We start from the raw sequence: 11950 nt of genomic DNA on the forward strand, positions 1-11950 counted from the left end.
AGGTGCAGCAATTAATTGCTGCACCTTTTTTTATGTCTGAGAATTTCTTCTGCTGTGGATTTTAATTAGTTCTTTTTAACAGCCAGGTTACATTTCTCGCAAACTCCGTATGCAGTAGTATTCACAGTTTTTGCTGTAAAACCTTTTGGCATCGTGCTATGCGGAACGGCAACATCCAGACAGTATATTTTATTGCAGCTTGTACAGTTAAAATGAATATGCTCATCATGGTGATGATCTTCGGAGCATGAAGCAGAACAGATTGCATAATTTGCAGTTCCATTCATATCCATAATCCTGTGCAGAATCCCTTTATCTTCATAGATATTCAATATCCGGTAAAGTGTTACCCTGTCAATTTCCTTACCCAGCTTTTTTTCAAGTTCAGGTTGTGAAATGGCGACAGTATCTAAAGCGATCTCTTCTAAAACACGAACTCTTTGTTTGGTATGTTTCAGTGAGTGTTCTTTTAATATGTGAGTAGGGTCGATTTTCATATTTGTTAGATTGACTTTGCATTAACCAAAGCTATTGGCGGGTTATCCATTGCATTTCCCGCGCTTAACTTTAGCGTTCCTTTAATTGTTATCGTTTGATAGGTGAATTTAATCGGTTCAGCAAGCTCAACCATCACCATAATCGGTACGCCGTTTTTTCCGCAGAAATAACATTGGTTAATCGGCAGGGTAGACAGCATAAACTTTGTTTGTTTCATCCCGTCTTTAATCGGGACTAAATATCCTTCCAGCTCAAATGTCTTATTTGCATACTTTTTAATATCCGCATTGTAAATAGGAAACATCTGTGTATCCTTCACAATTTTGAAATCCACACTTCCAATAACGTCCCAGTTGCTAGAGGTAATCTGGTCATTGGGGTTGTGCTGGGCTTTCACTGCGAAACCTGAAAGTAAGAAAAATATAATGATCAATGATTTCATCTGTTTATTTTATTTGTTATCAGATAGCATCTGACCTGTTTAATAATTAGTTTTTAGACAATATCTTAGAAATATTTGACCGGTAAGCCTGCAATGCAGGGATAATACCTGCAAATATACCAATCGCAAGGCCGGCAGCAAATAAATAAATTTCATCCTTAAGAAATATAAACCCGCTTAACCTTGCCTGGCTGCTTTCCTGGTAATTTCCAATCAGCTGAAGTACCAGATGGCCTAATAGGATACCAATAATTGTACCGGCTAAAGTAAGCAGGATCCCTTCAAAAATCACAATACAGAACAATTGTGATCTTGATGCACCCAGGGTCCGCATAATGGCCAGATCGTAATTTCTTTCTTTTAATGAGTTATATAAGTTCACAAATACACTGATTGCGGCAATTAGCATAATCAAAGCGGCAAACCATTGTAAAGTGTCTACACCTACACCTATCAGCGAAAATAAGCGGGTACTTTCCATAGCGGGAGAGGCGGCCTGTAAATTTGTAGACTGATTGACCATTCTTGGGAACATGACTACAGACATTGGTGAGCGGTACTGGATTAGTAAAGCTGTAATTTCTTTCTCCTCATTTTGAGGCCCCTGATCTGGTCGCTGGTTTTTATCGTGTTGATGGGTAGTTCCGTCTTCATGCTGATGGCCTTTACCGTCCTGATGATGTTCAGCAGCTTCTTCCTTTTCATGATCTTCGTGCATTTTCCAGACGCTGGCAATATTGGTCAGAATGAGATTATCGGTCACATTTCCCTGAGGCGTTAAAATACCAACTACTTTATAGGCATGTGTTTTATGGATGTCTGAACTGCCGGTCAGTCCATGTGCACCAAAAAAAGTATCTCCAATTTTTAATTTCTGATTCGCTGCTACAATTGAGCCAATAGTGACTTCAAAATCTGCCGACCAGAATTTACCTGCACTCGTTTTTAGTTTATAAATGCTGACAAAATTGCTGTCTGTTCCTACAATTCTGATCCCCTGGTAATTATCGCCCTGCGCTAATGGAACGGCTTTTTTAACAAAGGGGCTATGCGCTAATTCCTGTGCTGCTTTAAGCGGGATATTTCCGGTAGGGAAATCAATATAATAGATACTGCTCAAAATAAGCTGTAATGGGCTGCCTTTAGCGCCAACAACAAGATCAATGTCTTTAGAATTATTATCTAATTTCTGACCAATTTGTGTGGATGCTAAGAGCAGAATTGTCAGGATACCTGTACCAAAAGCAATGAGCATGATATTTAATGCGGAGGATAATGGTTTAGACCATAAACTTTTCCAGCTGATTTTTAATGGGCTCATCTTAGTTCGTAAGTATTAGTAAATGCATCTTTAACTCTTTTATCGTGGGTAGCAACCACTAGTGTCGCCTGGTTTAAGCCTGATTGCTGCATTAGTAAATCCAGTACAGCATGGGCATTTTTATCATCCAGACTGGAAGTGGGTTCGTCGGCAATTAATAAAGCAGGTTTGTTGATCACAGCCCTGGCTATAGATACTCTTTGCAGCTGTCCCTGGCTAAGTTCGTTTGGATAAGCATTTTTCTTAGCTGCTATTCCTAAAGACTCCAATACTTCCCGGACTCTTTTCAGGTCTGCAGGGAGACGGGCAAAACTTTGAGCCATGACCAGATTTTCTGTAATGGTCAGGCTCCTGATCAGGTGTGGCCGCTGAAAAATGATCCCTATGTTTCTGCCTCTGAACTGATCGAGTTCTCTGGAAGAAAGTGAGTATAAGCTTGTACCGTCAATATTTACTTCTCCTGCTGTAGGCTTTAATATACCTGTGAGCACATGCAGTAAGGTGGTTTTTCCGCTTCCGGATTCTCCCAGAAGTAACCATTGTTCACCGTTATTGATTTCCCAGTCTTTAAATCCAATGTTTTGCGCATGGCCATAACTGTGTGAAACTGATTTAATGGATATCATTCGTGTTTGTTGTTTTATATAGCTGTAGGGATGATTGTTTAACAAAAGTAACAAATGCAATTGTATTGCATATATTTTGTGTGTAAAGTTTTGCACTACACTCTTAAGGAGGCGTTTAGAATTATTATGAATCCCTTGTATAAATGCAATTTAATTGCATTTATACAAGGGATTAGTATATTTGCAACTATATTGCATTATAGGTTGCTTAATTCAAGCTCCCTGCTTAAGATTACGATTAAACACACACATCAAATGAAAACAAAATTATTACCTGTAACTGTACTCAGCGGATTCCTTGGAAGCGGGAAAACAACATTATTAAACCATATTCTTCATAATAAGCAAAATCTGCGTGTAGCATTGATTGTCAATGATATGGGAGAGATTAACATTGATGCGAATGCGGTGCAGCGGGAGAATATGTTGTCAAAAACGGAAGAGAAGCTAGTGGAGATGAGTAATGGTTGTATTTGCTGTACACTTCGTGAAGATTTGATTGCTGAGGTTGAGAAACTGGCTAAAGAAAACCGGTTTGACTATCTGATCATTGAAAGTACTGGTATTTCTGAACCTGTTCCGGTAGCACAAACCTTCAGTTATGTAGATCTGGCAATGAATATTGATCTGAGTAAGTTTAGCAAACTGGATACAATGGTTACTGTTGTGGATTGTTTTAATTTTAAGAAAGACTTTGGTACGAATGAAAAACTGATTGACAGGGATTGGGTAGATGATGCTGCCGATCAGCGGACTATCGTAAATCTGCTGACTGATCAGATTGAATTTGCGAATGTGATTATTCTGAATAAAACTGATTTGATTTCTGACCAGGACCTGCTGCTTTTAAAAGCTGTGATTAGAAAACTGAACCCTTCGGCTAAACAAATTGATACTTCTTTCAGCAAAGTGGATCTTAAAGAGATCCTGAATACGGGGTTATTTGATTTTGATGAGGCTTCACAGGGGGTAGGCTGGATTAAAGAGCTGAATACCGAACATGAACCGGAAACAGAAGAGTACGGTATCAGCAGTACTGTATTCCGTTCTTCCAAACCTTTTCATCCGGAGCGTTTATGGAGCTATCTGAACGAACAGTTTCCTCCTAATGTAATCAGAACAAAAGGATTGTTCTGGATTGCATCTATGCCAGACAGTGCGTTGAACTTTTCTCAGGCGGGCGGATCTTTAAGAATTGAAAGTGCAGGAACCTGGTGGGCAAGTATGCTGCCTTCAGAAAGACTCAATTATCAGGATTTTACAGAAAACAGGAAAGAAATTGAACAGCGCTGGGATGAGCATTACGGAGACCGGATGAATGAACTGGTATTTATTGCGCAGGACCTTCAAAAGGAACAATTGCATCAAGAGCTGAATGCCTGTCTGATGACTGACGAAGAAGCTATCCGGTATAAGAATAAGGAGGTATTTACCAATCCTTTTGCACATGTAATTCAATAGGCAACAATGATTTAATTATGTATTGCATTTTAATGCAATATAGTTGCAATTAAGGATATTAATTGTATATTTGATCTTCATTATTTAGTTAATAGGGAAGCACCACTAACGGATTCATCACCCGTTATGGTGCTTTTATATTTTAGGGTTATTCGCTGATTATTTTGGGGAAATTTGATTTCTTATTGATTAATACCATTTCATGGCCGTATATTAGGAGTTTAACCAAGGTCTTTAATCGCTATGTTCAAAAAGATAACTATAATTCTATCTTTCTCCTTTTTTGTTTCTCTGAGCTGTTTTGCACAGCAATTTCAATTGGCTTATTCCTCTGCTTCGCTTAACCGGCCATTTTCGGGAAAAGTTTTTCTGTATTTATCTAAAAATAATACGGAACCAGTAACAGCTTCTATAGGTATTGAGCCGCTAACTTGTTTTGCTGTTGAAGTGAAGGGAGTTAAACCGGGAGAAAGCATTGTGATTGACGATAAGGCTTTGTCTTATCCCGTTGCACCTTCGGATATAGAGCGTGGCGAATATTATATTCAGGCGGTATGGGATTTAAATCTGGGTGGAAGATCTATACCAGGCAGTCCTGGTAATTTATTCAGTAAGCCGCAAAAAATATTGATTGGTAAAAACCGTGCGCAATCTTTCACTATACTGGCAGATCAGGTAGTGCCTGAGCAGGAATTTACCGAATCTGAATTTATCAAAGAAATTAAAGCTCCTTCAAAACTCTTAAGTGATTTCCATCATCAGCAGTTTTCGTTGAATGCAGCTGTACAATTACCATTGGAGTATTATGAAAATCCGGAGAAAAAATTCCCTGTTGTGTTTGTTGTATTTGGTTATGGCGCTGATTATCATAATATAGGCAGGAATGTGGGCATGAAGTCTGTTTTATTAGGAGCTGATCAAGTGATCAGGGTGTTTTTGGATGGTAACTGTTCCTTAGGGCATTCAGCTTATGCCAATAGTGAAAATAACGGGCCATGGGGCGATGCACTCACACAGGAACTTATACCCTTGTTAGAACAGAAATATCGCTGTAATGGTGCCAGAATGTTAATGGGGCACAGCAGTGGCGGCTGGTCTGTATTATGGCTGCAAACGCATTATCCTAAGGTGTTTTTGGCAAGCGCATCCAGTAGTCCTGATTATGTGGATTTCCGTAGTTTTGCCAAAGTAGATCTTTATAAAGACAGTAATCTGTATTACAATAAAAAAGGGCAGGTTTATCCGGGTGGGACAGTTGCCGGCAGATTTCCTTTTTCTTATCTGAAAGAAATGTACCGGGTAGAAAATGTGATTTCAAGAGGAGAGCAGCAACGTTCTTTTGAAGCGGTGTTTAGCAAAAAAGGTAAAGACGGTTTACCTGAATTAATTTGTGATGCTAAAACTGGTGATATCAATCATCTTACTGCCGAAAGCTGGAAAAAATATGATATTTCTTTATACCTGAGAACGAATTGGAAGGAGCTGAAAAATGACCTGGATGGGAAAATAAGGGTGTCAGTAGGTAATGATGATAATTTTCTGCTCAACTATCCGGTAAAATTATTGGAAAAGGAAATGAAAGCTATAAATGCTTCAGTGACTTTTCAGTATTATCCGGGAGACCACTTTACGGTAAGCACAAAAGAATATCTGGCCGATACATTCGGATTCCTGGAAGGGAAGTATAAGGATTGGCTGCTTAAAAATAAAGCGAACAGATAATTAATTTAAAGAAGGTCTGATAATGTATTGTTGATTCATTCAGACCTTCTTTTTTTAATAGTTCTCCAGGAAGTCTTCTCCCTTTTGAGTAATAGTTGCGGAGGGATGGGCGCTATCCGGATGAATAATGATATAGCCCAATCGCTCTAGTTCTTCATAAGCATCTTCCATTCCTCCAAGAATAGAAGAGCTAACTTGTTGTTCAACTGTTTCCAGTATTGATTTGATTTCTTCTTTTTCCATACCTAAATTTAATGAATTTTTATTTAAGGGTATTAGTAATTTTGACGCCGTTCGTAAAATCTTTTTATTTTTGCACCCATGAAAACATACCCCAACCCTTTATCTCTCTTTCTTTTACTGCTTCTTTTCTCTTGTCATTCAGAACCTAAAGATCATGTTCATGATGCTAAATCAATTCAGGGGACAGCAGCTGCAGCTGAGATTGCAAAGGATACGGTAAAACTTGCCGCTGCGGATGCTAAAACGATCCTATCCCGTAAAGAGGTTCCGGTATTATGTTATCACCAGATCAGGGACTGGAAAGCTTCAGATTCTCAAAGGGCACATGATGATATTATTCCTCCTGCTAATTTCAGAGAACATATCAAAATGCTTGCTGACAGTGGTTATCATACTATTTTACCTGATCAATTGTATGATTATCTGAACTATGGAAAGAAGCTGCCTGCTAAACCTATCATGATCACTTTTGATGATACCGACCTGGACCAGTACACGGTAGGGGCTGCGGAATTAAAGAAATATGGATTTAAAGGTGTGTTTTTTATTATGACTGTTTCTATCGGCAGGCCAAGATATATGAGTAAAGCACAAATTAAGGAGCTTTCAGATCAGGGCCATGTAATTGCCAGTCATACCTGGAACCATAAGAATTTTGCGCAGTTTACGGACGAAGACTGGGACATCCAGATTGACAAACCTACACAGACGCTGGAAAAATTAACAGGTAAAAAGGTAGAGTATTTTGCTTATCCTTATGGTGTTTTCAAAGCTGCTAACCTGCATAAGTTAAAAGAACATGGTTTTAAAGCGGCATTTATTCTGTCTACACCAATGGACCCGGTAAATCCGATCTATACGATCAGAAGGATTATTGATCCGGGACGTTATACTGCTAAAAACCTTTACAATAGTTTACAGAAGAGCTTTAACAAGAAGAAGGATGCAGCTGTTGTGGCTAAATAAAGATATTCTCCATGTATAAAAAAAGGTCTCCGGAATTTCCGGAGACCTTTTTTATTATAGATTATAGTTTAAACTATCGTTTATTATATAGTTCTGCTCTTAACTGTGCTACATCTTCACTATTGATATAATCATCATAGCTCATCATTTTATCAATTGATCCGTTAGGTGTCAGTTCAATTACTCTTGTCGCTACAGATTCAGTTAATGCATGATCTCGTGAAGTAAATAATACTGTCCCTTTGAAATCCTTCATACCATTGTTCAATGCAGTGATTGACTCCAGATCCAGGTGATTCGTTGGCTCATCAAATAATAACAGATTCGCTTGTCTTAACATCATTTGAGAGAACATACAACGCATTTTCTCACCTCCTGATAATACCTTACAGTTTTTCAGTACTTCTTCGCCTGAGAACAGCATTCTGCCTAAGAAACTTCTTACAAACTGCTCGTCTTTATCCGTATCAGAGTATTCTCTTAACCAATCCACAAGGTTCATATCTTTTCCTTCAAAATATGCAGAGTTGTCATTCGGGATATCAGCAGTATTGATCGTTACCCCATATTTGAACTCTCCTGTATAATTGGTATCACGGCCTGTTAATACATTGTAGAAAGCAGTAGTCGCTAAACTGTTCTGAGAAACAATAGCAATCTTATCGCCTTTGTTGACCATGAAGTTTACACCTTTAAATAATACGCCTTCATTATTGCTGTATGCCAGGTTTTCTACCTGAAGGATCTGATCTCCTGCTTCTCTGCCACCAACATTATTGAACATAATAGCAGGGTATTTACGGCTGGAAGGTTTAATCTCCGTTAAGTCAATCTTATCCAGGGCTTTCTTACGGGAAGTAGCCTGTTTTGATTTCGAAGCATTCGCACTGAAACGCTGGATAAATTCCTGCAGTTCCTTTACTTTTTCTTCTAATTTTTTGTTCTGATCACCACGTTGTTTTAAAGCAAGCTGACTTGACTCATACCAGAAAGTATAGTTACCAGAGTAAGTAGTCATTTTGCTGAAATCAATATCCACGATATGTGTACAAACAGCATCTAAAAAGTGTCTGTCGTGAGATACAACCAATACTGTACTTTGGTAATCAGCCAGGAAGTTTTCTAACCAGGCAATAGTATCTATATCCAGATCATTCGTTGGCTCATCCAGTAAAAGAATATCAGGGTTACCAAAAAGCGCTTGTGCAAGCAGCACACGTACTTTTTGTTTACCATCTAATTCTGTGATTTGCTTGTGGTGATACTCTTCTTTAATTCCAAGATTGCTTAACATGGTTGCTGCATTGCTTTCCATATTCCAGCCATCCATTTCTGCAAACCTATTTTCCAGTTCACCTGCACGTTCACCGTCTTTATCTGAGAAATCTTCTTTCAAATAAATCGCATCTTTCTCTTTCATGATGTCATACAATTCTTTATGACCGATCATAACCGTTTCAAGAACTGTGAAATCATCATATTCATGGTGATTTTGTTTTAAAACTGCCATACGTTCTCCTGGTGTAAAGGCTACGTTTCCGGAAGTCTGATTAACTTCACCTGACAGGATTTTTAAGAAAGTTGACTTACCTGCGCCATTCGCTCCAATTACACCATAGCAGTTGCCAGGAGTGAATTTTAGGTTAACATCTTCAAATAGGGTACGTTTTCCGTAACGCAGGGATAAATTAGAAACTGAAATCATATTGCACAAAAATAAGCCGCAAAGGTAACGATAATTTAATAAAATGTTTTGTACAGCTGGGATTGATTGAAGAATTCCTGAGATTTATGGTAATATTGTTTTGATCAACTCAGAACCTGTTTAAAATGTTATTTTTGTAAGTATTATGGAAAGTGAAATAAATATACTTAGTTCTATTATACAGCGCAGGCGGAGCATTTTCCCGCCAAGTTATACACAGGAAGAAATCCCTGAAGAATTGATCACCCGGGTATTGGAAAGTGCAAATTATGCACCTACGCATAAGTTAACACAGCCCTGGAGATTTATCGTTTACCGTAACGAAGGAAAACGTAAACTGGGTGAAGAACTGGCCCGCTTATATAAGCAGGAGACGCCAGCAGCGCAGTTTCTTCAAAAAAAGTATGAAGGAATAGTAGAGAAAGCAGTACAGTCCAGTTGTGTGATCGTACTTAATGCACAATTACATCCTGACCTTATCCCGGAATGGGAAGAAATCGCAGCTTTTGCCTGTGCAGTACAAAATATGGCATTAACTGCCGAAGCCCTGAAAATTGGCGCATACTGGAGTTCACCGGGCATGATCAGTCAGCTGAATGAATATCTGGAGTTAAAGCCAAACGAAAAATGTTTTGGTTTGTTTTATATGGGCTTTCATAATGAAGAGCCACGTCTGCCAAAACGTACGCCAATGGCAGAAAAAGTGAGATGGATAAATGATTAATATGGAAGGATTAAAAGCTAAATTATATCAGTCCTGTATGGATTTTATCCTGCAAAGGATAAATACTGCTGAAACTGCTTTACAACAAGCACAGGAAGCTAGTAATGATGATACAAAAAGCAGTGCGGGAGATAAGTTTGAAACTACAAGGGAGATGATGCAGCAGGATATTGCCAGAAATAAAAACCTGTTGCTGGATGCCAATCAAAATTTACAGCTGTTAACTTCACTGGAAGAAACTGTACCTGGTGATGTGGTTAGAAATGGTGCACTTGTTTATACGTCTAACGGGATATTCTATATCAGTATCAGTGCAGGGCAATTGAAAGTGGATGAGCAATTGGTATTTGCTATTTCGGCTGTTTCTCCAATCGGACAATTGCTGATAGGCAAAAAAGAAGGTGAGTCTTTCAGTTTTAACAAAAACGAGTATACCATCAAAAAGATCGGTTAGTCAGGAGATCTTTCAAATTTAATATTTAAATAAAAATGGCCCCGGAATCAGACGATTTCGGGGCCATTTTTATTTAAAATACTTATCTATTTTATTTAGAAACTATTTTTAATGCTGTTGCTTAATGTTTTCGGAGTCCAGTAACCGCTGGCGATAATTCTTCTGATCGTAAATAACGGATCTTTCTCGTCACGTTTAGTGGATAGGATGAAGGCACTTTTAAATCCTCTTTTTTTCAATTCAGGAATAGCTTCCGGGTTCCATAAACCAAATGGATAAGCAAAGTGGTGGATGTTTTTACCAGTAATTGCTTCCAGGGTTTTAGTTGGGTTATCAATTTGAATTTCCCAGTCCTTACCCTGATATTTTTTTACGTTATGATGGTCCCAGGTATGTGAACCGATGTCATTTCCTTTATCTGAAAGATCTTTAACCTGTGCCTTGCTCATGTAGTTTGGTCTGCCTAAAGAAACGGTCATCACAAAGAAAGCGCCTTTGAAACCATATTTTCTCATGGTTGGTTCAGCAATAGTATACTGATCCAGGTCTGTATCGTCAAAAGTTAATAAAATAGGTTTTGAGGGCAGTGGAGTACCATTGTTCAGGTAGTCATATAACTGATCCAGTAAAATAGTATGATAGCCACTATCTGCCAGCATTTTCATATGGCCTTTAAAAACATCAATAGGAATGATATAATCTTTAGCGGCTTTAGAATCTTTAGGTCTCCAGTCGCGGATCTGATGATAACATAATACCGGAACCTGTTTACGTGCCAGGATTGTTTTGGCATCAGCTACTTTGATTTTTGAAATATCTACAGCTTTATTAGGTGCAGCAGGACCGGCGGGGGCCTGAGCTACGGTAGCAGTTGTATCTTTAACTTCTTCCTTTTTATTGTTTTGAGATTTGGACTGGCAGCCTGCACTTAAAAATAATGCGGCAGCGGTCATGGTTAAAATATAATGTTTCATTAAGGTATTTTATGTGTGTTGCTAAATTAGGAAATCAACTGACATTTTTTCTATTAAATACAAAAAAGGCCAGACAATATTGCCTGGCCTTTTTTGTACAAATTTTTTGTAGAGTATCTACATACTATAAGTAGAACTGAACACCGATTTTTGGAGCGAAGAAGTTTGCGCCAATATCGAAAGATTTGTTGCTGTCAGCAAGTTTGTTACCGTTGTTATCTTTAAGAGAATTGTTGTTGTAGCTAATTCCTTGAACTGAAAACTCAATACCGAATTTTTTGCTTGGGAAGAATGCAAAACCTGGAGATAAAGCAACACCTACATTGCTGTATTTAGAAGTTTTTGTATAGTTATCACCATCAGTAGTAACTTTGTTGTTACCAAATGCCATTGGAACTGATAACTGTCCGAAGAATTTGAATGATTCATTGATACCTTTGTAGTAACGTGCAAATGGAGCAACTACAAATTCCTGAGTTTTTAATGCTGCGTTAGGTAAAAGTGTAGTAGCTTCATGAGATTTAGAGAAACCGTAACCAATACCTGTACCAATTGCAAAGTTGTCAGAAACGAAGTATCCTACACTTGGAACGATATTAAATTTAGTATCTGCTTTTGGTGCACCGTTGTTTTTAGTTGAGTTGAATTCAACGTTACCACCTAACATGAATTTACCTTTTTCAGTTTGCGCCTGAGTTGTGAATGCTAATGCTGAAACTGCGATTAATGATAATAATAATTTTTTCATTTTGTTGCTTTTTTAATTAATATTAAGCCAGAGTTTTTGTTTTTAGTATCTGACTATGTTTGTCAT

Annotated in this window: 13 protein-coding genes; 5 read left to right on the forward strand and 8 right to left on the reverse strand. The window is 38.1% G+C overall.

Features of this window, described 5'->3' with window-relative positions; translation table 11 throughout:
- Nucleotides 1–65 precede the first annotated feature (65 nt).
- From HDE68_RS00785 to HDE68_RS00800, 4 genes are read right to left on the reverse strand one after another with little or no spacing between them, the layout of a single operon-like run.
- Nucleotides 66–497: a Fur family transcriptional regulator gene (locus tag HDE68_RS00785; RefSeq protein WP_183877959.1), complete on the reverse strand. Its 432-nt coding sequence runs from the start codon at nucleotides 495–497 to the stop codon at nucleotides 66–68.
- A 5-nt stretch (nucleotides 498–502) separates the two neighbouring features.
- Nucleotides 503–940: a hypothetical protein gene (locus HDE68_RS00790; RefSeq protein WP_183877961.1), complete on the reverse strand. Its 438-nt coding sequence runs from the start codon at nucleotides 938–940 to the stop codon at nucleotides 503–505.
- A 46-nt stretch (nucleotides 941–986) separates the two neighbouring features.
- Complete coding sequence (locus tag HDE68_RS00795; RefSeq protein WP_183877963.1) at nucleotides 987–2261, reverse strand: ABC transporter permease; 1275 nt, start codon at nucleotides 2259–2261, stop codon at nucleotides 987–989.
- Nucleotides 2258–2887: an ABC transporter ATP-binding protein gene (locus tag HDE68_RS00800; protein WP_183877965.1), complete on the reverse strand. Its 630-nt coding sequence runs from the start codon at nucleotides 2885–2887 to the stop codon at nucleotides 2258–2260. The genes HDE68_RS00795 and HDE68_RS00800 overlap by 4 nt, the downstream gene beginning before the upstream one ends.
- 255 nt (nucleotides 2888–3142) lie before the next feature.
- Here HDE68_RS00800 and HDE68_RS00805 point away from each other — a divergent pair, with 255 nt between their 5' ends.
- Nucleotides 3143–4348 carry a GTP-binding protein gene (locus tag HDE68_RS00805; protein WP_183877967.1) on the forward strand — a complete coding sequence of 402 codons (1206 nt, stop codon included), beginning with the start codon at nucleotides 3143–3145 and terminating at the stop codon, nucleotides 4346–4348.
- 243 nt (nucleotides 4349–4591) lie between these two features.
- Nucleotides 4592–6070 (forward strand): alpha/beta hydrolase-fold protein, encoded by a 1479-nt coding sequence (locus HDE68_RS00810; protein WP_183877969.1) that lies wholly within the window; start codon nucleotides 4592–4594, stop codon nucleotides 6068–6070.
- A 54-nt stretch (nucleotides 6071–6124) separates the two neighbouring features.
- Here the strand turns inward: HDE68_RS00810 and HDE68_RS00815 are convergent, their stop codons facing one another.
- Nucleotides 6125–6313: a hypothetical protein gene (locus tag HDE68_RS00815; protein ID WP_183877971.1), complete on the reverse strand. Its 189-nt coding sequence runs from the start codon at nucleotides 6311–6313 to the stop codon at nucleotides 6125–6127.
- Nucleotides 6314–6391: 78 nt separating this feature from the next.
- On the opposite strand from HDE68_RS00815, the gene HDE68_RS00820 reads away from it, so the two are divergent.
- Entirely contained in the window at nucleotides 6392–7279 is an 888-nt protein-coding gene (locus tag HDE68_RS00820; protein WP_183877973.1) for a polysaccharide deacetylase family protein, read from the forward strand.
- A gap of 73 nt (nucleotides 7280–7352) precedes the next feature.
- Here HDE68_RS00820 and HDE68_RS00825 read toward each other — a convergent pair whose 3' ends face one another.
- A complete protein-coding gene (locus HDE68_RS00825; protein WP_183877975.1) occupies nucleotides 7353–8984 on the reverse strand; it encodes an ABC-F family ATP-binding cassette domain-containing protein in 1632 nt (543 codons plus the stop codon).
- 145 nt (nucleotides 8985–9129) lie between these two features.
- On the opposite strand from HDE68_RS00825, the gene HDE68_RS00830 reads away from it, so the two are divergent.
- Both HDE68_RS00830 and HDE68_RS00835 read left to right on the forward strand, forming a co-directional pair.
- A complete protein-coding gene (locus HDE68_RS00830) occupies nucleotides 9130–9708 on the forward strand; it encodes a nitroreductase (protein WP_183877977.1) in 579 nt (192 codons plus the stop codon).
- A 1-nt stretch (nucleotide 9709) separates the two neighbouring features.
- Nucleotides 9710–10162 carry a GreA/GreB family elongation factor gene (locus HDE68_RS00835; protein WP_260171551.1) on the forward strand — a complete coding sequence of 151 codons (453 nt, stop codon included), beginning with the start codon at nucleotides 9710–9712 and terminating at the stop codon, nucleotides 10160–10162.
- 95 nt (nucleotides 10163–10257) lie between these two features.
- Here HDE68_RS00835 and HDE68_RS00840 read toward each other — a convergent pair whose 3' ends face one another.
- Entirely contained in the window at nucleotides 10258–11136 is an 879-nt protein-coding gene (locus tag HDE68_RS00840; RefSeq protein WP_183877981.1) for a polysaccharide deacetylase family protein, read from the reverse strand.
- 124 nt (nucleotides 11137–11260) lie between these two features.
- Entirely contained in the window at nucleotides 11261–11884 is a 624-nt protein-coding gene (locus HDE68_RS00845) for a porin family protein (protein WP_183877983.1), read from the reverse strand.
- Between the last annotated feature and the right edge of the window lie 66 nt (nucleotides 11885–11950).

It is taken from the genome of Pedobacter cryoconitis (genome assembly GCF_014200605.1).
GTDB classification, from domain to species: domain Bacteria; phylum Bacteroidota; class Bacteroidia; order Sphingobacteriales; family Sphingobacteriaceae; genus Pedobacter; species Pedobacter cryoconitis_B.